18 protein-coding genes are annotated in these 22,749 nt (G+C 65.4%); 4 read left to right on the forward strand and 14 right to left on the reverse strand.

The features are described 5' to 3' along the window. Positions 1 to 74: 74 nt before the first annotated feature. A complete protein-coding gene (locus ACZBJS_RS09455) occupies positions 75 to 1,319 on the reverse strand; it encodes a L,D-transpeptidase (RefSeq protein ID WP_253625588.1) in 1,245 nt (414 codons plus the stop codon). A 329-nt stretch (positions 1,320 to 1,648) separates the two neighbouring features. On the opposite strand from ACZBJS_RS09455, the gene ACZBJS_RS09460 reads away from it, so the two are divergent. Continuing rightward, the gene (locus ACZBJS_RS09460) at positions 1,649 to 2,476 is read left to right on the forward strand and encodes a hypothetical protein (protein WP_253625587.1); all 828 of its coding nucleotides are present in this window, start codon (positions 1,649 to 1,651) and stop codon (positions 2,474 to 2,476) included. A gap of 17 nt (positions 2,477 to 2,493) precedes the next feature. On the opposite strand, the gene sseA is transcribed toward ACZBJS_RS09460, so the two are convergent. The 3 genes from sseA to ACZBJS_RS09475 all read right to left on the reverse strand — a co-directional run bounded on the left by sseA (position 2,494) and on the right by ACZBJS_RS09475 (position 5,172). Then, on the reverse strand, positions 2,494 to 3,351 hold the full coding sequence (gene sseA, locus ACZBJS_RS09465; RefSeq protein ID WP_253625586.1) for a 3-mercaptopyruvate sulfurtransferase: 858 nt from the start codon (positions 3,349 to 3,351) through the stop codon (positions 2,494 to 2,496). A gap of 99 nt (positions 3,352 to 3,450) precedes the next feature. Then, a complete protein-coding gene (locus ACZBJS_RS09470; protein WP_316395747.1) occupies positions 3,451 to 3,864 on the reverse strand; it encodes a rhodanese-like domain-containing protein in 414 nt (137 codons plus the stop codon). A gap of 132 nt (positions 3,865 to 3,996) precedes the next feature. Beyond that, positions 3,997 to 5,172: a vWA domain-containing protein gene (locus tag ACZBJS_RS09475; protein WP_016847779.1), complete on the reverse strand. Its 1,176-nt coding sequence runs from the start codon at positions 5,170 to 5,172 to the stop codon at positions 3,997 to 3,999. Between the two features lie 365 nt (positions 5,173 to 5,537). On the opposite strand from ACZBJS_RS09475, the gene ACZBJS_RS09480 reads away from it, so the two are divergent. Both ACZBJS_RS09480 and ACZBJS_RS09485 read left to right on the forward strand, forming a co-directional pair. After that, positions 5,538 to 6,380, forward strand: coding sequence for an AAA family ATPase (locus ACZBJS_RS09480; RefSeq protein ID WP_016847781.1), 843 nt, complete (start codon positions 5,538 to 5,540; stop codon positions 6,378 to 6,380). Between the two features lie 90 nt (positions 6,381 to 6,470). Next, positions 6,471 to 7,973, forward strand: coding sequence for a flavin-containing monooxygenase (locus tag ACZBJS_RS09485; RefSeq protein WP_057019124.1), 1,503 nt, complete (start codon positions 6,471 to 6,473; stop codon positions 7,971 to 7,973). 171 nt (positions 7,974 to 8,144) lie between these two features. Here ACZBJS_RS09485 and ACZBJS_RS09490 read toward each other — a convergent pair whose 3' ends face one another. The 6 genes from ACZBJS_RS09490 to ACZBJS_RS09515 form a co-directional block, all read right to left on the reverse strand. Next, positions 8,145 to 9,788 carry a GMC family oxidoreductase gene (locus ACZBJS_RS09490; RefSeq protein WP_316395749.1) on the reverse strand — a complete coding sequence of 548 codons (1,644 nt, stop codon included), beginning with the start codon at positions 9,786 to 9,788 and terminating at the stop codon, positions 8,145 to 8,147. Positions 9,789 to 9,816: 28 nt separating this feature from the next. Then, on the reverse strand, positions 9,817 to 10,410 hold the full coding sequence (locus ACZBJS_RS09495) for a GNAT family N-acetyltransferase (protein WP_316395750.1): 594 nt from the start codon (positions 10,408 to 10,410) through the stop codon (positions 9,817 to 9,819). A gap of 146 nt (positions 10,411 to 10,556) precedes the next feature. After that, the gene (locus tag ACZBJS_RS09500) at positions 10,557 to 11,483 is read right to left on the reverse strand and encodes an SMP-30/gluconolactonase/LRE family protein (protein ID WP_463438658.1); all 927 of its coding nucleotides are present in this window, start codon (positions 11,481 to 11,483) and stop codon (positions 10,557 to 10,559) included. 434 nt (positions 11,484 to 11,917) lie between these two features. Further along, the gene (locus ACZBJS_RS09505) at positions 11,918 to 12,805 is read right to left on the reverse strand and encodes a 4-(cytidine 5'-diphospho)-2-C-methyl-D-erythritol kinase (RefSeq protein WP_057019120.1); all 888 of its coding nucleotides are present in this window, start codon (positions 12,803 to 12,805) and stop codon (positions 11,918 to 11,920) included. A 321-nt stretch (positions 12,806 to 13,126) separates the two neighbouring features. Then, entirely contained in the window at positions 13,127 to 14,911 is a 1,785-nt protein-coding gene (locus ACZBJS_RS09510; protein ID WP_463438659.1) for a tetratricopeptide repeat protein, read from the reverse strand. Positions 14,912 to 15,345: 434 nt separating this feature from the next. After that, on the reverse strand, positions 15,346 to 17,004 hold the full coding sequence (locus ACZBJS_RS09515) for an electron transfer flavoprotein-ubiquinone oxidoreductase (RefSeq protein ID WP_316395751.1): 1,659 nt from the start codon (positions 17,002 to 17,004) through the stop codon (positions 15,346 to 15,348). A 185-nt stretch (positions 17,005 to 17,189) separates the two neighbouring features. Between ACZBJS_RS09515 and ACZBJS_RS09520 the strand changes: the two genes are divergently transcribed. Next, the gene (locus ACZBJS_RS09520; protein ID WP_410469720.1) at positions 17,190 to 18,020 is read left to right on the forward strand and encodes a uracil-DNA glycosylase; all 831 of its coding nucleotides are present in this window, start codon (positions 17,190 to 17,192) and stop codon (positions 18,018 to 18,020) included. 146 nt (positions 18,021 to 18,166) lie between these two features. Here the strand turns inward: ACZBJS_RS09520 and ACZBJS_RS09525 are convergent, their stop codons facing one another. From ACZBJS_RS09525 to ACZBJS_RS09540, 4 genes are all read right to left on the reverse strand, one after another. After that, positions 18,167 to 19,675, reverse strand: a complete 1,509-nt coding sequence (locus tag ACZBJS_RS09525) for a glycosyltransferase family 39 protein (protein WP_316395752.1) — start codon at positions 19,673 to 19,675, stop codon at positions 18,167 to 18,169. Between the two features lie 321 nt (positions 19,676 to 19,996). Next, entirely contained in the window at positions 19,997 to 20,773 is a 777-nt protein-coding gene (locus tag ACZBJS_RS09530; protein WP_076830319.1) for a ribonuclease HII, read from the reverse strand. 94 nt (positions 20,774 to 20,867) lie between these two features. Further along, positions 20,868 to 21,314: a VOC family protein gene (locus ACZBJS_RS09535; RefSeq protein WP_463438660.1), complete on the reverse strand. Its 447-nt coding sequence runs from the start codon at positions 21,312 to 21,314 to the stop codon at positions 20,868 to 20,870. Between the two features lie 117 nt (positions 21,315 to 21,431). Then, a complete protein-coding gene (locus ACZBJS_RS09540; protein WP_316395754.1) occupies positions 21,432 to 22,598 on the reverse strand; it encodes a PA0069 family radical SAM protein in 1,167 nt (388 codons plus the stop codon). Positions 22,599 to 22,749: the final 151 nt, after the last annotated feature.

A 22,749-nucleotide genomic window follows, 5' to 3' on the forward strand; every position in this document is an offset into this window, starting at 1 on the left:
AATGCGCGGCTTGTTGCAACAAAAAAAGGCGCGCTGTTCGCGCGCCTTTTTCAATGATGAACTTGCCGGTTGGCCTAGCGCACCGTCACCGGTGCGGGCAGCGGCTGCACCGTGGTCGGCTGCGTGCCGGGCAGCGGCGCGGCCGCCTGAGCCTGGGCCGCAGAGGGAGCCATCGGGTTCGCGGGCGCGGCAGAAGCCGTCGCCGTTCCCGGCGGCGGACCACCGGGCAGCACAACCACGCGGGTGCCGACCTTGGCACGCTCGAACAGGTCGGAGACGTCCTCGTTCAGCATGCCGATGCAGCCCGACGAGACGAACTTGCCGATGGTCGACGGCTGGTTGGTGCCGTGAATACGGTACACGGTCGAGCCGAGATACATCGCGCGGGCGCCGAGCGGGTTGCCGGGTCCGCCGGCCATGAAGCGCGGCAGATAGGGCTGACGCTCGATCATCTCGGTCGGCGGATGCCAATCCGGCCACTCGGCCTTACGGGTGATCTTCTGCACGCCGGTCCAGGTGAAGCCGTCGCGGCCGACACGGACGCCGTAACGGATCGCCCGGCCGTTGCCCAGGATGTAATAGAGGTAGGTGTTCGACGTATCGACAACGATCGTGCCTGCCGGCTCCTTGGTCGCGAACGACACTTCCTGGCGACGCAGTTTCGGCGGCAGTTGCGCCGGGGCGTCTTCTGGCTGCTCGTCCGGCGGCAGCGCCGCGATCTGCACCGGCTTGCCGTTGGCATCAACCGGCGCCTGCTGCTGCGGCACGGCTCCGGTAACGCCCTCGGGCGGACGCATGCCGCCGCGGTCGTCGCCGTAGGAAACACCGGCGGCCGGAACGCCATTGTCGCGATTGGCTTGTTGCGCACCCACACGATCGCCGTAGATCACCGGCGGCGGCCCCATCGGACGGCCATAGCGGGGATCATCGGGCGACATCACTGGCCCAGTCGGCGCGCCACGGTCGGAATAGACCGGAGGAGCATTCATCGGGCGGCCATAGCGCGGATCGTCCGGCGACATCACCGGACCGGTCGGCGCGCCACGATCGGAATAGGCGGGCGCATTCGCCGGACGGCCATAGCGCGGGTCGTTCGGCGACAGCACCGGGCCGGGCGGCGGCAATGCAGCCGAATCCTGCCCGTCATCGTCATTGAGTGCGTCGAAATCCGGCATGCTGCCTTGGGGGTAGGGCTGGGGCGCCGTCGAATAGGCGGTGCCTTGGGGCGCCGGATAACCCTGCTGCGCATGCGCAAGCGAGGTTCCTGCCACGCCGAGAGCCGCGGCAGCGCAAATCGTCAGAATGCGGTTGATCATCATTGCTCTGTTATAGTCCCCAAGCCACACCGGACTGTTAACGGCCCAATGCAGGAAGATAGCGGCGCATTCAAGACAAATCCGCGAAACCCGGGCTATTCCGGGCCTTTTGTGATTTCGCGTCAACGCTGCGGCAAAGATGTCTCACGGGTCGGGAATGTTTGTCCACGTGGCCAAAGTCATCAATCACCCGCATTTTGTAACAAACAGTCCCGGGACGTTGCGATATCTTCGAATCGGCCTGATTCGCGCTCGCGACGCCGGCTTTCTTGTGTGGTCACCGCGTTCCCTCGACATCGAAGACCCTCCCGCAGAAGGGGGAACCCGCGCCCATGCTCCCCGGCCTTCGTTTTCTGTTCGCCGCGATCGTGCTGGCGACTTCGCTTCTGGTGTTCGGGTTAGGGGCAGCCGCGCTGTTCCGCGCGGCGCATGAAGAGTTCGCCAGCATTCCGGCCCGCCGGGCGCCGCCGCCCGAGCCGCAATTCGCGCAGCAGCCCGAGACCCCGCCGGTGCTTGCCATGGTGCGGGTCGATCCGCCCGCCGCCGACAAGGTGACGACCGATACGCCGGCAGCCCCGTCCGAGCCGGCCGCTCCCGCTGAGATCGCCGCCCCTGCAGCCGAGCCGGAGAAGGTCGCCGCCGTGACGGCGGATGATCCGGTCCCACCCGCTCCGCCGAAGCCGGAGGCCCAAGCCACGGGGACCCCGGCGCCGGCCCAATCCGCCGACACTGCGGCTCAGACTCCGACCGCAGATCCCTCGGCGGCATCGGAGCCGACGCCCGCTGCCGCCGAAGCCGCACCGGCAGCTACGGAGGCCAAGGTCGCCGCCGTCGCCGATCCGCCTGCCCCCAGCGAGCCCGCGCTTCCGCCGCCGGCACCCGCAATGGCAGCGCCGGAGCCCGCCCCGCCGCCATCACCCGAGGCGATCGCGGCCGCGACCAAGATCGCAACGCTGGGTGGGCCCGAAGTTGTTGTCGAAGTGCCGGTAGCGCCGAAGGCCGCTGAGGCGAAGAAGCCGGAGCGCAGCGCGGTCAGCAAGCCGGCACATCGCAAGGAGCGGCGGCGGATTGTCCGCGCGCCGCCGGTTCGGCAGGTCGTTCAGCAGCAGCAGCTCGATCCGTTCGGCCAGCCGACCCTGGTGCCGCTCACCCGGCGCTAGCAAGCAGGAACGACCTGTCAGGCCGGCCCCGTTGCGATCGGCGGGCCGCTCGCCTGCCCCCATTCCGACCACGAGCCGTCATAGAGCGCGCTCTCGGTGACGCCGAGCCGGTAGAGCGCAAGCGTCAGCACGCCGGCCGAGACGCCGGACCCGCAGCTCGTGACGATGGGCGCATCGAGCTTCACGCCGGCGCCCACGAACGACTTGCGCAGGTCATCGAGCGGCTTCATCTCGCCGGTCGCGGCATCGAACAATTGGTTGTAGGGCACGTTGCGGGCGCCTGGGATGTGGCCGGCGCGGATGCCCGGACGCGGCTCCGGCGCGCGGCCTTCGAAGCGGTCGGCGGCGCGCGCATCGATCACCTGCTCGGCACGGCTTTCGACATTGGCGATCATCTGCTCGATGCTGCGCACGCGCTGCGGATCGTAGCTCGCCTTGAAGGTCGCAGGCTTCGGCTTCACCTCGCCGCTCTCGACCGCCCTGCCCTCGGCGCGCCACTTCTTCAAACCGCCGTTGAGAATGCGCACGTTGCGATGGCCATAGGACAGGAACATCCACCAGGCGCGCGGTGCCGCGACCCAGCCGCCGGAATCGTAGATCACCACGGTGTCGGCATTGCCGATGCCAAGCGCACCGATGTCGCGGCCGAACTGCTCGGCGCTCGGAAACATGTGCGGCAGCGGATTGGCATGGTCGGACACCGCGTCGACATCGAAGAACACAGCACCCGGCAGATGCGCGGCGAGATAATCGTCCTTCGGCAATGGCAGCACGCCGGGCAGCTTGAAGGTCGCGTCGAGCACCTTGACGTTGGCATCGCCGAGATGCGCAGCCAGCCATTCGGTCGAAACGAGCGGATCGTCGGTCATCGTCATCTTGCGTGTTTCTCCATCGTCATTGCCGGACTTGATCCGGCAATCCATCTTGCCTTGAAGCGATGGACACGCGGGTCAAGCCCGCGTGTGACATCCTGCCTAGCCCTTCTTCTTCGGCTCCCACGCCTCGATCGGCCCGCCGGCCTCGCGCCAGGCGGCATAGCCGCCGCCCATATGCGCGACCGGCTTCAGGCCCATGTCCTTTGCGGTCTTGGCGGCGAGCGCCGAGCGCAGGCCGCCGGCGCAGTGGAAGATGAACTTCTTGTCTTCCTGGAAGATCGGCTTGGCATAGGGGCTGTTCGGATCGATCCAGAACTCCAGCATGCCGCGGGTGCAGGAGAACGCGCCGGGGATCTTGCCGTCGCGCTCGATCTCGCGGGGATCGCGGATGTCGACGATGACGACGTCGTTCTTGCCGATCAGCGTGATCGCGTCGGCCGCGCTGATGGTCTCGATCTCGGCATTGGCCTCGTCGATCATCACCTTGATGCCGCGGTGGATGTTCTGGGGCATGGGGCTCTCCCTGGCTTTTCTTGATCGTCATTCTGGGGCGATGCGGCAGCATCGAACCCGGAATGACGATCGAATTTCATCAACTCGAGATTCCGGATCGATCCCATGGACCGTCCGGAATGACGGGATTGGTTACCGCACCAACTCCCGCATCGCGTTCTCCAGACCTTCGATCGTGATCGGATACATGCGTTCGGAGAACAGGCGGCGGATGATGGTGGTCGATTCCGAATAGTCCCAGTGCTTCTGCGCCACCGGATTGAGCCACACCGCGTGCGGATAGGTGCGGATGATTCGATCGAGCCAGACCGAGCCGGCCTCTTCATTGACATGCTCGACCGAGCCGCCGGGAACCATGATCTCGTAAGGCGACATCGAGGCGTCGCCCACGAACACCACCTTGTAGTCGTGCGGATATTTGTGCAGCACGTCCCAGGTCGGCGTGCGATCGGTGAAGCGCCGCTTGTTCTGCTTCCAGACGCCTTCATAGAGGCAGTTGTGGAAGTAGAAATACTCCATGTGCTTGAATTCGCTCTTGGCGGCCGAGAACAGTTCCTCGACCTGCTCGATATGCGAATCCATCGAGCCGCCGATATCGAAGAACACCAGCACCTTGACCGCGTTGCGCCGCTCGGGGCGCATGTGCACGTCGAGATAGCCGTGGTTGGCGGTCTCCTTGATCGTGGTGTCGAGGTCGAGCTCGTCTGGCGCGCCGGTGCGCGCGAACTTGCGCAGCCGCCGCAGCGCCACCTTGATGTTGCGGATGCCGAGCTCGACATTGCCGTCGAGATCCTTGAACTCGCGCTTGTCCCACACCTTCACGGCGCGGTTGTTGCGGTTCTTCTCCTGCCCGATCCGCACGCCCTCGGGATTATAGCCATGGGCGCCGAACGGCGAGGTGCCGGCGGTGCCGATCCACTTGCTGCCGCCCTGGTGGCGGCCCTTCTGTTCCTCGAGCCGCTTCTTCAGGGTCTCCATGAGCTTGTCCCAGCCCATGGCCTCGATCTGCTTCTTCTCTTCCTCGGTGAGATATTTCTCGGCGAGCTTCTTCAGCCACTCCTCGGGGATCTCCGCCTTGCCCATGGCGTCGAGCAGGCTCTCGAGCCCCTTGAACACGGTGCCGAACACGCGGTCGAACTTGTCGAGATTGCGTTCGTCCTTCACCAGCGCGGCGCGCGACAAATAGTAGAAGTTCTCGACCGTCTGCTCGGCGAGATCGGCGTCAAGCGCTTCCATCAAGGTCAGATATTCCCGTAGCGTCACGGGGACCTGGGCGTCGCGCAGCGATGTGAAAAACTGCAGGAACATACCCACCTAGATCGCCCGCTGGGCCGGTGGCGTCAAGGGCCCCCGGCCGTGCTTCATCCCGAGATCAGCCATCCACTTTCACCGGGTTACCTCCGCCGCCGTCGGTCCGTGGCGGCGCCCGCGCCATCGCGGCAAGGTCGCGCCACGCCGGCGATCATTCCGCAGAGCGGAAAGATGATGCATGACATTCCATGCGGAAGCCCACATCGGTACCGCTGCGCTGCGGAATCCGCGCTAGACCGCCCGGCTTTTTCAATTAGAATTGTAGCGGACAAGATATCGGAGAGGACATGCGACCGCTGCGAGAGCGGTCGTTTCGTGTGGGGGCCCGGGCCGCCGACGAACGAAGCAAGGCAAACAGATAGATGAAATTCACGGGTACCAAGGACTACGTCGCCACCGATGACCTCAAGGTCGCCGTCAATGCCGCCATCGTGCTCGAGCGCCCGCTGCTGGTGAAGGGCGAGCCCGGCACCGGCAAGACCGTACTGGCCGAGGAAGTCGCCAAGGCGATCGACGCGCCGCTTTTGACCTGGCACATCAAGTCGACCACCAAGGCGCAGCAGGGCCTCTACGAATACGATGCCGTCTCGCGACTGCGCGACAGCCAGCTCGGCGACGCCCGCGTGTCCGACATCAAGAACTACATCAAGCGCGGCAAGCTGTGGGAGGCCTTCACCAACGAGAAGCGCCCGGTGCTGCTGATCGACGAGATCGACAAGGCCGACATCGAATTCCCCAACGATCTGCTGCTCGAACTCGACCGCATGGAATTCCACGTCTACGAGACCGGCGAGACCATCAAGGCGAAGCTGCGCCCGATCGTGATGATCACGTCGAACAACGAGAAGGAACTGCCGGACGCCTTCCTGCGCCGCTGCTTCTTCCACTACATCAAGTTCCCCGACAACGAGACGATGGGCAAGATCGTCGACGTGCATTTCCCCGGTATCAAGAAGCGCCTGGTGGAAGAGGCGCTGCGGATCTTCTTCGAAGTCCGCGAGGTGCCGGGCCTGAAGAAGAAGCCCTCGACCTCGGAACTGCTCGACTGGCTCAAGCTGCTGTTGAACGAGGACATCACCCCCGAGATGCTGCGCGAGCGCGATCCGCGCAAGCTGATCCCGCCGCTGCATGGCGCGCTGCTCAAGAACGAGCAGGATGTGCATCTGTTCGAGCGGCTCGCTTTCCTCAGCCGCCGCGAAGTCTAGTTCCGATATCGGCAAACGCCGGGGCGATGGCTCCGGCGTTTTGCTTCTGCAGCTCAACAAACAAGCCAACAAGCAAGAAGACCAGGGAAGATGAACGTCCAAACCCAGATCCGGGCCGCCGAGCCCGTCACGACAGAGCACTTCGACGTCCTGATCGCAGGCGCCGGCATCTCCGGCGTCGGCGCCGCCTACCACCTCACCACGCAATGCCCCGGCACCAGCTTCGTGGTGCTGGAGACGCAGAAGACTTTTGGCGGTACCTGGTCCACCCACCGCTATCCCGGCATCCGCTCCGACAGCGACCTGCACACCTTCGGCTATCGCTTCAAGCCGTGGACCAGCGCGCCGATCGCGACCGCGGCCGAGATCCTGAAGTACATGGGCGAGGTGATCGAGGAGAACGACATCGCCCGTCACATCCGCTATCGCCACACCATCACCGCGGCGAAGTGGTCGAACGAAACCAATCTCTGGACCATCGATGCGACGCGCATCGACACCGGCGAGCGGCTGCGCTTCACCACCAACTTCTTCTGGATGTGCCAGGGCTATTATCGCCACGACGCGGGCTATACGCCCGAATGGACCGACATGGCGAAGTTCAAGGGCACCGTCGTGCATCCGCAGACCTGGCCCGACGACCTCGACTACAAGGGCAAGCGCGTGGTCGTGATCGGCTCCGGCGCCACCGCCGCGACCCTGATCCCGGCGATGGCCAAGGACGCCGGCCATGTCACCATGCTGCAGCGTTCGCCGACCTATTTCCGCACCGGCCGCAACGCCATCGAGATCGCCGAGGAGCTGCGCAGGCTGCAGGTCGACGAGCACTGGATCCACGAGATCACCCGCCGCAAGATACTGTTCGAGCAGGACGCCTTCACCAGGCGGACCTTCGCCGAGCCCGAGGGCGCCAAGAAGGACCTGCTGGCGGCGGTCGAAGCCGTCCTCGGCAAGGACTACGACATTGCCACCCACTTCACGCCGAGCTACCGGCCGTGGCGGCAGCGCATCGCCTTCGTGCCGGATGCCGACCTGTTCCACGCCATCAAGGGCGGCAAGGCGTCGGTCGTCACCGACGAGATCGACCGCTTCACCGAGACGGGCATCCTGCTCAAGTCCGGCAAGCAGCTCGAGGCCGACATCATTATCACCGCGACCGGCTTCCACCTCTCCGCCAACGGCGGCATCGACTTCGAGATCGACGGCAAGCCGCTCGACTTCGCCGATACCGTGACCTATCGCGGCATGATGTTCACCGGCGTGCCGAACCTCGTCTGGGTGTTCGGCTATTTCCGCGCCAGCTGGACCTTGCGCGTCGATCTGGTCGGCGACTTCGTCTGCCGCCTGCTGCAGCACATGAAGGCGACCGGCGCGAACAAGGTGACGCCGGAACTGCGCCCCGAAGACCACAACATGCCGCTGCTGCCGTGGATCGATCCGGAGAACTTCAACCCCGGCTACATGATGCGCGGCATGCACCTCTTGCCGAAGCGCGGCGACAAGCCGGAGTGGCAGCACAACCAGGATTACTGGGCCGAGAAGGACGAATTCCCGGCGATCGACCTCAAGGACAAGGCGTTCGTCTACGGCTGAGCTCCTGATATTAGTCCCGTCATCCTGAGGAGCGCGTAGCGCGTCTCGAAGGATGCACGGCCCCACTCGGGCCGTCGTGCTTCGAGACGGCCGCTTCGCGGCCTCATCAGCATGACGGTGTTAGACACAGCGCGCTGATCAAAAAGCAACGTCGCGTACGCCTCTATTCCGTCACGCATACTCCGGCAGCTTCGCAGCCGCCTCGGGTGCCTTGCCGCGGATCATGTCGGAGGCCTTGTCGGCGATCATCAAGGTCGAGGCGTTGAGATTGGCTGAGATCATCCGCGGCATGATCGAGGCGTCGATCACGCGCAGGCCCTCCATGCCATGGACCCGAAGCTGGTCGTCGACCACCGCCCACGGCGCGTCCGCCGGTCCCATCCGGCAGGTGCAGCCGGGATGGAAGGTGGTGGTGCCGCGCTCGGTCGCGGCCGCGAGCAGTTCGTCGTCGCTCGTGACCTTCGGGCCCGGAAAGTCCTCATAGGCGTAATACGGACTGAGCGGCTCGGAGGCGAGCAGCCGGCGCGCCAGCTTCATGCCGGCGACGACGACGCGGCGGTCGATCTCCTCGGCGAGGTAGTTGGTCTGGATGATCGGCGGCGCGAAAGGATCGGCGGAGCGGATCCGGACATAGCCGCGGCTCTCCGGCCGCTGCTGCCATGACGCCACCGTCATGCCGGGCTCGTCCTCGAGCTGGCCCTGCACGCCTTCCTTGTAGCTCGCCGGCGTGAAGGTGAGCTGCAGATCGGAGCTCTCGGTGGTCTCGCCGGAATGCCAGAAGCAGTAGACCATGGTAGGCGACAGCGACAGCAGGCCGCGCCGCGTCGTCGCCCATTTGATCGCCTCGCCCCACAGGCTGAAGCCGCGGCGAAGCTCGTTGATGGTCCTGATGTTCTTGACCCGCGCCACCGAGCGCGGCGCGTAATGATCCTGCAAACCTTCGCCGACGCCCGGCAGCGCGTGGCGCACCTCGATGCCGTGCGCCTGCAACAGCTCGGGCGCGCCGACGCCGGAGAGCTGCAACAGCTGCGGCGAGTTGTAGGCGCCGCCGGAGAGGATGACCTCCTTGGTGGCGCGGATCTCCAGGGGATCGCCGTGCTTGCCGCCGCGGTTGTAGCGCACGCCGACCGCGCGCTTGTCCTCGAAGATGATGCCGGTGACATGCGCATGCGTGCGCACATCGACATTGGGCCGCCGCCGTGCCGGATGCAGGAACGCGGTCGCGGCGCTGACCCGGCGGCCGTTTAGGATGGTGCGCTGGCAGTACGACACGCCTTCCTGTATCTGGCCGTTGTAATCAGGATTGCGCGGAATGCCGAGGCTGACCGCGCCTGCCATGAAGGCCTCGCAGAGTGGATCCTGCCAGTCCATGGTGGTGACGGTGAGGTTGCCGTCGCGGCCGCGATAGGTGTCGTCGCCCTCGCCGATCCGCCTCTCCATGCGCCGGAAATAGGGCAGCACGTCAGGATAGCCCCAGCCGCGATTGCCGAGCTGCGCCCAGGTGTCGAAATCCTGGCGCTGGCCGCGATTATAAATGTGGCCGTTGATCGAGGACGAGCCGCCGAGCGTCTTGCCGCGCGGCGCATAGATGCTGCGCCCGCCGGTGTAGGGACCCACCTCCTGCTGATAGGCCCAGTTCACGCTCTTCATATGGAAGGTCTTGATGAAGCCGGCCGGCAGATGGATGTAGGGATGCCAGTCGCTCGGCCCCGCCTCGAGCACGCACACCTTGGTGCCTGCGTCTTCACTCAAGCGGTTGGTCAGCACGCTCCCGGCGGAGCCTGCGCCGATGATCACATAATCGAACGTTTCCATCGTCTCGTTTCTGGCGCCGACTATCGTGTCAGCGCGGCTTTTCGTTGAGTTGATAGGTCAGATGCGCCTTCACCGTCGGCCATTCGCTGGCGATGATGCTGTAAACCACGGTGTCGCGCAACGTGCCGTTGGACGCGATCTGATGGCTGCGCAGAATGCCGTCCTGCTTCGCACCCAGACGCTCGATGCCACGCCGGCTCTGGTGATTGAAGAAATGCGTGCGGAACTCGACCGCGATGCAATCAAGCTTCTCGAAGGCATGGGTCAGCAGTAGCAGTTTGCACTGCGTATTGACCGCGCTGCGCTGCACACGCTTGGCGTACCAGGTCGAGCCGATCTCAACGCGACGGTTCGACGTGTCGACGTTCATGTAGGTCGTCATGCCGGAAATCTTGCCGTCGGCGTCGAACACCGTGAACGGCAGCATCGATCCGGCCTTTTGCAGGCCGAGCCGGCGGTCGATCTCCTTGGCCATGTTCTCCGGCTGTGGGATCGCGGTGTACCAGAGCTTTGACAGCTCGCCGTCCTTCACCGCCTCGACCAGCCCGTCGCGATGATCGTGGGACAACGGCTCCAGCCGCGCATGCGCGCCGCGAAGGGTGACCGGTTCAAGCCAGGGCATTCGAGATCTCTCCATCTTTGTCATTCCGGGGCGATGCGCAGCATCGAACCTCAGATGCGCAATTGCGCATCGGGGAATCTCGAGATTCCGGGTCTGGCGCTTCGCACCATCCCGGAATGACGATTGCGCTTCGCGAACCGCAATCGTCATCTATTCAGAAAATTCAGCGGCAATCCCGGCCGCGGCCAGTCCATCGCGATCAGCTCGCCCTTGCCCGACAGCGTGATGTAGGCGGTCTTCAGCTCGGGGCCGCCGAAGGCGATGTTGGTGGTGACGCGGTCGCCGGTCGGCATCTGCTCGACCACGGTGCCGTCGGGCGCGATCACCGAGATGCAGCCCGACACCAGCGTCGCGACGCAGACATTGCCCGATGCCTCGACCGCGAGCGAGTCGAACATCTGGTAGCCGCCGAGGCCGGCGATCGGCTTGCCGCGCTCGCCGCGATAGATCACGTCGCGCGGCTTGACGGTGCCGGGCTCGGAAACTTCATACGCCCACAGCCGCGCGGTCGGCGTCTCCGCGATGTAGACGGTCTTCTCGTCCGGCGACAGGCCGATGCCGTTGGCTGGCAGGATGCCGTGCACGGCCTCGACGATCTCGTTCATGCCGGGCTTCAGATAATAGAACGCGCCGACATCCATGTCGCGGGCGCGGCGCTTGCCGAGGTCGGAGAACCACAGGCCACCCTGCCTGTCGAACACCAGGTCATTCGGCCCGCGCAGCGCGTGCTCGCCGCATTTCGTCACCACGGTCTCGACCTTGCCGGATTGCAGATCGACGCGCTGGATCGAGCCGCCGAGATAATCCTCGGGCTGCGGCCCCGGCATGATCATGTTGCGGGTCGGAATCCAGGAGAAGCCGCCATTGTTGCAGATGTACATCTTGCCGTCGGGACCGAGCGCCGCGCCGTTCGGGCCGCCCGGCACCTTGGCGACGATCTCCTTGCGCCCGTCGGGATAGACCCGCGTCAGCCGCTGGCCGCGGATTTCGACCAGCACGACCGAACCGTCGGGCATGACGACGGGACCTTCGGGAAACTCCAGATCGGTGGCGAGAACTCGGATATTGGCCATGGCATCCTCCCGGCTCTTTGGCTGCAGGCGGATTCCGAACGGCCCCGCACGCGCAACGTTGTTGTTTCATCCTGTTATGGCAAACGGGGTTTGGCTTGCCAAGCAATGGCCCCGCAAGGCTGCCCGGCGTTGGGGCGGGATGGGCGCGCCGCAAATGCCCCTGTCGTCCCTGCCTAGTGCGCAATTGCGCACTAGGCAGGGACGACACCGAATAGGTGGCACGGTCAGTGAGTCAAACTTCCGCGTTCTCGCGACACTGTCCGAGCTTCGCGATTCGGATAAAGCGAAATATTTTCGCGCGCGAGGATTGACAGGTTTTGCTGAGTTGCCCGTCGGGTTGTTTTGTCGCACCCCTCTCCGTCGTCATTCCCCAGTGCGCAATTGCGCGCCTCCTGGCGCGAGCCTCGGAATGACGGAGAGAGAATGGGCGCGCACTAGCTCAGCGTGCCCGCATGCACCCACCAGCCGGGGTGACCGGCGCGGAGTTGTTCGCCGGCCGCCTCGGCGTCGGCGTCGGTTCCGAACACGGCAAAGCAGGTCGCGCCCGAGCCCGACATGCGCACCAGACGAACGCCCCGGGTCTCACGCAGCGCGGACAGCACGTCACTGATGACGGGCTGGATGCGCGCCGCGGGGGCTTCGAGATCGTTGGTGCCGCGCTCCAGCGCCGCGATCCAATCGTCGATCGCGCGCCCGGCTTCCGGCCATGACGGCGCCTGCATCACGACGTCGGTGGCGCCGATCAGGAGCTCGCCATTGCGCAGGCCGAGCGCATTGAAGACGTCCCTGGTCGCAACCGGCACGCGCGGATTGACCAGCACGCACGGCATTTTCGGCAGGTCGAGCGGCAGCAGGCCTTCGCCGACGCCGGTCATGTCGCAGGCCCGCGAGGCGACGCACACCGGCACGTCGGCGCCGGTCTGCAGCGCGACCTCCATGATCCGGCTATCGTCGAGCGAGAGCTCATTGAGCCGCGCCAACAGCCGCAGCGCCGCCGCGGCGTCCGCCGAGCCGCCGCCGATGCCGGCCGCAACCGGCAGCACCTTCTCCAGCGTGAAGTGGCCGACCTCGAGGTCCGCGACGCGCTCGCCGAGCAGCCGCGCGGCCTTCAGCACCAGATTGTCAGAGGTGTCGCCGCAGGCATCGGCCAGCGGCCCCGCCATCGAAAGCGACAGCTCGGGTCCCGGCTCGAGCATCAGGCGATCGGCGCAATCGGCAAACGCGACGACGCTCTCCAAGTCGTGAAACCCGTCGACGCGCCGCCCGACAACCTTCAGCGTCAGGTTGACCTTGGCACGCCCTTCTTCAATCAGCGCCGGCACGGCGATAAACCCCTAAAAAACAAACATCGTGATGCGATTAGCGTAAATCGCCGTACGATCCTATCCCTTTGTTTGGATGGAAATTCCGCCATGACTCGTCATGCCCGGGCATAGCCGTCTGAAGGACGGCGTCGCTTCCGCTCGCCTATGACCCGGGCATCTATCAACCAAGAACGAATTTCTCGAAGGGATGGATGGCCGGGTCAAGCCCGGCCATGACGGGCAAACGTCAATGCCCGGGACATCTTGCGCGAAGATGCGCTTCGCGCTTTTGCCCGGGCATCACGGTATTTTATGAAGATGCAGCGCGACGACCGCCGCTCAGCCACCCTTGCCGTCGTCGTCCTTCTTCTTCTCGGCAGCGGCGGCGTTGGAGGTGTCATCCGGCAGGCCGTTGTCGATCTTGGCCTGGATCTTCGGCAGCTCTTCCGGCTCGGGCTTGAGGTCGCGGGCATGCGCCCACTGGAACTTGGCTTCCAGGGTGCGGCCGACGCGCCAGTAAGCGTCGCCGAGATGGTCGTTGATGGTCGGATCTTCCGGCTTCAGATCGATCGCGCGCTCGAGGTTCTTCACCGCCTCCTCGTAATTGCCGATCCGGTAATAGGCCCAGCCGAGCGAGTCCACGATGTAGCCGTCGTCGGGGCGCTGATCGACGGCACGCTTGATCATCTTCATGCCTTCGTCGAGGTTGATGCCCTGGTCGATCCAGGAATAACCGAGATAGTTCAGCACATGCGGCTGCTCGGGCTGCAGCTCGAGCGCCTTGCGCATGTCGGCCTCGGCCTTGTTCCACTGCTTGGCGCGCTCCTCGCAGATGCCGCGATAGTAATAGGTGACCCAGGCGTTCTTGTCGCCGCCGGCCGGCAGTGCGTCGATCGCCTGCGAATAGGTGGTGGCGCAGTCGGCGAACTTCTTGCGGCCGCGCTCGATATTGCCGAGCGCCAGGATCGCCTCGATGTCCTTCGGCTGATCCGATGTGACTTCCTTGAGGATCTTGATCGCCTCGTCGCTGCGGTCGGCGGCATCGAGATTGGTCGCGAGCTGGATCTGCGCGTTGCGCTTCAGCGGCGAGGACGCCGGCATCCGCTCATAGACCTTGATCGCCATCTGCGGCTTCTTCACCGATTCATAGAGATCGGCGAGCGACAGCAGCGCCAGCGGATGGTTGGGCTGCAGATAGAGCGCGAGCTGCAGGTAGACCAGCGCGAGGTCCTCGCCGCCGCGGCGGGTCAGCGTCGCGCCGATGCCGTACAGTGCCTCGGCCGCGCCGGCCTGCGGTGACTCGACCAGCGGCGGCAGCTTCTTGCCGGCCTTGGTCTCCTTGATGCCTTCCAGCACCAGCGGGTGACGCGGCAGCTTCTTGTCGAAGGCCTCGTACATCGCGGTCGCGGCGGCCGCGTCCTTGTTGCGCGAGGTCCAGCGCGCATATTCGTCGACCGTGCGCAGCATCGAATCATCGAGCTTGTAGACGCGCTCGAAGCGGGCGCCGGCATCCCTCTCCTTGCCGGACAACTCGTAGATCATGCCGGCATGCAGGTCCTTGAAGATCGGATACCATTCCGGGCCAGTCAGCTTGTCGATCGAGGCGACCGCGGCCTTGCTGTCGCCGGCGCCATAGGCGGCCCAGGCCGACAGCAGCGTCGCGACGAGATCGGTGATCGGGCCGCGCACCGACTGGTTGATGTTGGACTGCGCGGCGGCATATTTCTTCAGCTTGAGATCGCGCACGCCGACGACGAGGCGCGCAACGCGGTTGGCCTTGTCCTGGGTGAGGATGCGGTCGGCGAGCTTGACCGCCTCCTCGATATCGCCGTCGGCAAGCGAGGAGATGAAGGCGCGGTCGAGCAGCTCGGAATTCTTCGGGTCGGTGCGCAGCGCCGAGCGGTAGAACGTCGCGGCCGAGGTCGCATCGCGCTCGACGCTGGCGTGGCGGGCGGCGAGATAGCTGCCGGCGGTGGTCAGCGACTTCAGGTCGTTCTTGGACGGGAATTGCGCGGCATTGTCGGTCGGATGGTCCGGCGTTTGCGCTGCAAGCTGCGCAGGCACGGCAAGCGCTGCGGCAGCGAGAACGGCAATCGTCAGGCGGTGGAATCGGGTGGACAGCATCACGGTCGCCTTGCTCCAGGGATTTACGCCAAGATGGATTTTACGGCCAAGATCTTGCGATCAGTCTCAAAATGCGAACCCAAGCGGCGGCATCACGGCGGGGGACAATGCCGCTTTTGGCGCTTATCCGCAAGGATCGCCCAAAGGCAACCCATGACGAATCAATTGGCAGATTAGGCCTTTAGGCCCGCCGATCCAGCCAGCCTCCGCAAGACGCTTCCACTATGGCGGTATCGTGACCGGGCCGGGCATATTCGCGCGCGGACGCAAAAAGGCGCGAGATAAGGGTGCCACGGCACCCCTTTTTGCGTCTTCCGTTGTAACCTGAAGTGCAATCCGGCCGCTCCACGCGCTGAGAGGCCAAGCGGAGGTTGCGGCAACTCGCGCGGCCGCCTCACGCAAATGTGGTCGGCCGCCTCGAGCTCACCCTGGCCTCACATTGCCTCGTAGTTCGGACCGCCGCCGCCCTCCGGCGGAACCCAGGTGATGTTGCCGTTGGGGTCCTTCACGTCGCAGGTTTTGCAGTGGACGCAGTTCTGGGCGTTGATCTGGAAGCGCGGACCCGTCGATTCCTCGACCCATTCATAAACGCCGGCCGGGCAATAGCGGTTGGACGGACCGGCGAACACGTCGTGTTCCGAGGTCTTCTGCAGATTGAGGTCGGCGACCTTGAGATGGACCGGCTGGTCCTCCTCATGGTTGGTGTTGGACAGGAACACCGACGACAGCTTGTCGAACGAGATCTTGCCGTCCGGCTTCGGATAGGCGATCGGCTGGTGCTGCTTGGACGGATCGAGCGTCTTGCGGTCCGGCTTGGCGTGCGGCTGGGTGCCGAACAGCGAGAAGCCGAGCGTGTTGCACCACATGTCGAAGCCGGAGAGCACCGTTCCGAGCATGCTGCCGAACTTCGACAGCAACGGCTTGGCATTGCGGACCTTGAACAGGTCCTTGCCGATCGCCGACGAGCGCCAGGCGTTCTCGTACTCGACGAGCTCGTCATTGGCGCGTCCGGCGCCGAGCGCGGCCGCGACATGCTCGGCGGCGAGCATGCCGGAGCCCATTGCGTTGTGGACGCCCTTGATGCGCGGCACGTTGACGAAGCCCGCCGCGCAGCCAATCAACGCGCCGCCCGGGAACGAGAGCCGGGGCACCGACTGGTAGCCGCCCTCGGTGATGGCGCGCGCGCCATAGGCGAGCCGCTTGCCGCCCTCGAACAGCTCGCGGACATCGGGATGGGTCTTGAAGCGCTGGAATTCGTCGAACGGCGACAGATAGGGATCGTTGTAGTTCAGATGCACGACGAAGCCGACCGCGACGCGGTTGTCGTCGTAATGATAGAGGAACGAGCCGCCGCCGGTCCTGTCGTTCAGCGGCCAGCCGAGCGTGTGCTGCACCCGACCCTTCTTGTGCTTCGCCGGGTCGATCTGCCAGACCTCCTTGAGGCCGATGCCGAACTTCGGCGGCTCGGAGTTGGCATCGAGATTGAACTTCGCGATCAGCTGCTTGGACAGCGAGCCGCGTGCGCCTTCGGCGAACAGCGTATATTTGCCGAGCAGCTCCATGCCGCGGGTGTAGGAATCCTTGTGGCTGCCGTCCCTGGCAATGCCCATGTCGCCGGTGGCGATGCCGCGCACCGCGCCCTTGTCGTCATAAAGCACTTCGGCCGCGGCAAAGCCCGGATAGATCTCGACGCCGAGCGCTTCCGCCTTCGGTGCCAGCCAGCGGCAGACATTGCCGAGCGAGCCGATGTAGCAGTGATGATTGTTCATCAGCGGCGGCATGATGAAGTTCGGCAGGCGGAACCAGCCTTGCGACGTCGTCCAGTAGAAGCGGTCGTCCTTGACCTGCGTCTTCAGCGGACAATCGGCGTCGTCGCGCCAATCGGGCACGAGCTTGTCGAGCCCGGCCGGATCGATCACCGCACCCGAGAGGATGTGCGCGCCGACCTCGGAGCCCTTCTCCACCACGACGATCGAGAGCTCCGGATTGAGCTGCTTCAGCCGGATCGCGGCCGACAGGCCCGACGGGCCGGCGCCGACGATGACGACGTCGAATTCCATAGACTCGCGCGGAGGAAGGTCTTCAGCATTCATGATCTTTGATCTCAGCCCATTGAGAACGCTTCTAAGCTTTTCACGGGTCGTTGTTTCCGATTTTTGGCGGAAGGACAACCATGGAATTGCGCTTCCATGGGTTTGCACGGCCCGGGTACCGCAAGAGAATAATCTTTTCCGAAAACCGCCCTCCACTTTTCTGGTCGATGCTCTAGATTGCGCCCATGATGGCCCTGCCGCCCGAGCCCACCCCTACACTGCAGCAATTGCTGGCCTTTTACCTTGAGGCCGGGGTCGATTGCGCGCTTGGCGATGCGCCGATCAACCGGCTCGAGGAGCCGGAGCCAGTTCCCGCCCCAGCCGCGCCGCGCCCATCAGTTGCACTCAATCCGCTGCGTCCGCCGCCGATGCCGTCAGTTCCGCGCAGCGAAATCACCGTGGCGCCGGATGCCGCGATCGCTTCCGCGCGCGAGGCTGCGCGGACTGCGCCGACGCTTGCAGCCCTGCGCACGCTGATGGAGAATTTCGACGGCTGCGCGTTGAAGCACACCGCAACCAGGCTGGTGTTCGCCGACGGCAATCCGCAGGCGCGCGTGATGTTCGTCGGCGAGGCGCCGGGCCGCGACGAGGACATCGAGGGCCTGCCGTTCGTCGGCCGCTCCGGCAAGCTGCTCGACCGCATGATCGCGGCGATCGGGCTCGACCGCAGCAAAGCCTATATCGCCAACGTGATCCCGTGGCGGCCGCCCGGCAACCGCACGCCGACGCCGCAGGAGACGCAGGTGTGCCTGCCCTTCATCCAGCGCCATATCGAACTCGTGAATCCCGACGTGCTGGTGACGCTCGGCAATCCCTCGACGCAGGCGCTGCTCGGCACGCGCGAGGGCATCATGCGCACGCGCGGCAAATGGATCGACTACGACACCGGCACCCGCACGATCCGCGCCGTCGCCACCTTCCATCCCGCCTATCTGCTGCGCTCGCCGTCGTACAAGCGGCTGTCGTGGCAGGATCTGCGCGCGATCGCGAAGGTGTTGCAGGTGGCGAGCGCGTAGCTTCGTAGCCCGGATGGAGCCAACGGGTCGCGCGGACGCGCGCCCGATGACAGGCTCCGCGCAATCCGGGTGGATCAGGTGGCGTAAAAGGGCGGCCCCGGATTTCGCTCCGCTTCATCCGGGCTACGGCTCCACGTCACGTCAAATCACGTCCCTTTCGGCCGCACGATCGCCCAGCCGATCCGCAGCACCGGCTGCCGTCCGTTGACCAGCCGGTCGAACGAACGCGGCACTTCCGGCACGAGGCCGGGGAAGCGCTGCGCGATGTCGGGCGGCGGCGTGCCGGCGGTGTCCTGTGCGCGCCACACCACGACGCCGCCGGTCTCGTTGAATTTTGCGACCGACAGCCACGGCGTCCGCTGCGGCGTGGCGTCGAGCAAGAGATGCGGGCGCCGGCGGTTCATCGCAATCAGGCTGGCAAGTTCGGGATCGCCGGCCACCGCGCGCAGGCGCTGGTTGGTGCGGCGCTCATAGCTGTCATCGAAGAAGCGGCCCATCGCGGCTGCCGGCAGCGAGGTGGACGCCTCCGTGGTGCTGGTCCAGGGAAGGAACAGCGCCGCCGCCAGCGCGAGCGCTGCAGGCGCCGCGACCGCCAAGGCCCAGACCGAACGCAGCAGCCGCTGCCGCCTGAGCGGGATCAGTTCGCCGGTCGCGACCACGACGGCAAGCCCGGACATCAACAGCGCCACTCCGGCGCCGCCGAAGGCGCGATCGAGATTGAACAGCGCGGAGACGAAGCTGCTCGCGATCGCCGGCGCAAACGCGAAGAAATACACGAATTGCCGCGCCAGCGGACTGACCGGCGGGCGGTTGATGATCGGGGCATCCTCGGTCTTGCCGGCGAACCAGCGCGAATTGAGGATCGCCAGCAGCGCGATCGCGGCGGTCGCCACGATCAGCCCGCCGAGCACCACGCCCCAGCGCAGCGCGCGCGCCTTGAGATCGGCGAGTGCCGGCAAGGCCGGCAGCGCCAGGACGTCGGCGCGGAGCATCCAGATCAGGTAGGGCAGCGCCAGCACGATGATGACGAGCAGCGCGTAGATCGGATCGACCGATTTGAGCATGCGCCGCCCGCGCTCGGTTGCGAGCGCAAAGCCGGTCACGAGCAGGATCATGCCGATCGCCGCCGGCGTCGTCAGCAGCAGGAGGCCGCAATCGATCGACCAGGCGAACCAGGCGCTGCGCCGGTTCTGCCCGATCAGTTGCCAGGAATGCAGCAACAGCAGCGCCCAGAGCGGGCGCGCCAGGATCAGCGGACCGAACTCGACGCTTGGCGAGGAGAACACCACGACCGTCATCGACAGCAGCACTGCCAGCACGCCCTGCGGGCCACCGACGATGGAGCGCGCCAAGGCGTAGAAGGCGATGAAGGTGACGATCTCGCAGATCTGCGCCAGGAGATAGACGCCGAACACGTGATTCCCGACGGCGCGGAAGGCGATGTCGGCGAGCCAGAACGCGAGCGGCGGCCCCATGTCGGTGCCGACCTGATATTCGCGGCCGAAGGCGAGGATGGTGGCGAGGTTGCCGGGCGGACTGCCGTAGAAGATGGCCGGCAGGAACAGCCAGATCGCGGCCTGCGCCAGCACCACGATCCAGACCACGAGGCGCGGCCGGGCGCGGATCAGTTCGACAACCAGGGAGGTAAACCGCATGAAACGCCTGAAATGCCCCAGCCACCCGTATCAAGCGGCGCCATCTGATCCCGAGGTTTTTTGATAAACGGCGGCGGCGATGGAGGCAACCGGGCTGGATGTGTCCACGGTGCAAAGTCAAACATCGCTGTCATGCCCCGCGAAGGCGGTCATCCAGTACGCCGCGGCGGCCAGGCTTGAGCACAACGGTCTCTGGAATACTGGATCGCCCGGTCCCGTCTTCGCCAAGGCTTCGACGAGGCCAGGGCCCCCTGGCGCGCCGAAGCTTTAGCGGAGGCGGCGAGCCGGGCGATGACACCGAGAGTGCGGCGCCGCCGCGCTTTACGCCGCTTCGGATGCCGCGGCTTCGCTTTCGGCGTCCACCGTGAACAGGTCGGGCTCCGCCGGGACCGGGAAATGCTTCAGCCGCGCCGCGACGACGGGAGCGAAGAAGCTACGGTGATGGCTGCTGGGGCCGAGCCGGTCGAGCGCCTCGAGGTGCTCGGGGACGGCATAGCCCTTGTGCTGCTCGAAGCCGTAGCCGGGGCAATCCAGCGCCAGCGCGCACATCAGGCGGTCGCGCGTCACCTTGGCGATGATCGAGGCCGCCGCGATCGAGGCCACGATGCCGTCGCCGCCGATCACGGCGTCGCAGTCGCAGGGCGTGGCGAGCTTGTCGCGGCCGTCGACGAAGACATGCTTCGGCATTTCCGGCAGCGCATGCACCGCGCGCGCCAGCGCCCACAGCGAGGCGCGCAGGATGTTGTCGCGGTCGATCCGCGCCCGTGACGCCACCGCGACCGAGAACGCTGCTGTCGCGCAGATTTCCTCGAACAGTTCCTCGCGGCGCTCGACGGTCAGCCGCTTCGAATCATCGAGGCCCTTGGGTATCCGATTTGGGTCCAGCACCACGGCGGCGGCGACCACCGGACCCGCCAGCGGCCCGCGCCCGGCCTCGTCGCAGCCGGCGACCGGCCAGACGCCGCGCTTGATCAGCGCGCGCTCGCGCCGAAAGCTCGGCCGCGTCACCACGATGACGCGCTTGTCCGGCTTGGCCGGCTCGGCCGGCTTCTTCTTCGACGCGGTCTTTGACGTGCGATTGGACTTGTCCCGAATCATGCGGGGATCGTGATCAAGCCCGGCCCGCGGCGCAACCGGGAACCTGGCGCCCTTCCCCGTTATTCAATCCGCCACCCTAATCGGGATCGGCGCTCTAATCGGGGATTGACACCCGGCGGTCGTCGCGAACCTCAAAGCCCGGCGCGCGCACCACTTCCCAGGCGTGGCCGTCGGGATCGCCGAAATAACCGCAATAGCCGCCATAGCTGGTCGGCTGCGCGGGTTTCAGCAGCCTGGCGCCTTTCGACAGCGCGAACGCCATCACACGATCGACCTCGGCGTCGTCGTTGCAGTTCCAAGCGATCGCGACGCCGCGGAACGCTGAAGGCCGTGGCTGATCCGGCAGCCCGGCATCGGCAGCGAGCAGATGCCACGGGAACAGGCCGAGCACGGTGCCGCCGGTCTCGAAGAAGGCGACCTCCTCGCCGGTCGCGCGCATCTTCCTGGAGAAGCCGAGCGATTCATAAAAGCCGATGCTGGCGCGCATGTCGCTGACGCCCAGCGTGAGGACGGTGAAGCGTGCGGTCGCGGCGTTACTCATGTTTACCTTTCCCGTCGTTGCGAGCGAAGCGACGCAATCCATTGTTCCACATATTCGGATGCATGGATTGCTTCGTCGCTTCGCTCCTCGCAATGACGATCATCACTTTGCTGGCACCTAAAACAAGCTCAGCTGCTGCCCGCTGCGCTTCGGCTTGGCGAAGTGATCGGTGGTCAGCTTGGTCCGCCGCTTGTTGAGGCCGAGCTTTTCGCAGGCGATCTCGAAGCGGCGGCCGATCATCCAGGCCATCGGGCCGGTGCCCTTCATCCGCGTGCCCCATTGCGAGTCGTAGTCGCGGCCACCGCGCATGTCGCGGATCAGCGTGAAGACGTGACGGTAGCGATCGGGATAGTTGGCCATCAGCCATTCGCGGAACAGATCGCGCACCTCGAGCGGCAGCCGCAGCAGCACATAGCTCGCCTCCCTGGCGCCGGCATGTGCGGCGGCATCGAGGATGCGCTCGATCTCGGAATCGTTCAGCGCCGGGATCACGGGTGCGACCATCACCGTGGTCGGGATGCCGGCATCCGTGAGCCGCTTGATCGCCTCGAGCCGCTTCGGCGGGGTCGAGGCGCGCGGCTCCATGGTGCGGGCGAGTTTCGGGTCGAGCGTCGTCACCGAGAGCGCGACCTTGGCGAGATTGCGCTTGGCCATACGTGCCAGGATGTCGATGTCGCGGGTGACCAGCGCCGACTTGGTGACGATGCCGACCGGATGGCCGGCGCGCTCCAGCACCTCGAGGATGCCGCGCATGATCTTCCGGTCGCGCTCGATCGGCTGATAGGGATCGGTGTTGGTGCCGATCGCGATCATCCGCGCCTCGTAGTCCGGTGCCGCCAGCTCCCTCTCGAGCAGCGCGGGTGCGTCCGGCTTGGCGAACAGCTTCGATTCGAAGTCCAGCCCCGGCGACAGGCCGAGATAGGCGTGGGTCGGCCGCGCGAAGCAATAGACGCAGCCGTGCTCACAGCCGCGATACGGATTGATCGAGCGGTCGAAGCCGATGTCGGGCGAGTCGTTGCGGGTGATCACCTTGCGCGAGGTGTCGAGCGCCACGCTGGTCGCAAATGGCGGCAGGTCCTCGAGGCTCTGCCAGCCGTCGTCGAAGGCAACGCGCGCCTCGGCCTCGTAGCGGCCGCTGGCGTTGGACTGCGCGCCGCGGCCGCGCCGCCGCTCGCGCTCGATCGCGACCGCAAGCTCGGGAAAAGGGGAAGGTGCACCCGCCGGGTTATCGGAGGGCGCCGTTACCGGCGGGTGCTTGAGGGCATGAGAGGATGCTCGGCTCATGCTTTGAAGCTAACACAGCACGAGAACAAATCAAGAACATGAACGGAGAAATTCCACAAAACCTTGCTACAAAATTCTGCAGGCGAACAGGCTGCTTTGAATATGACAAGGTGATAACACGGCCGGAGTTTCTCCACCGTTTGAGCCATCG

The organism is Bradyrhizobium sp. KZN70725, assembly GCF_055264925.1.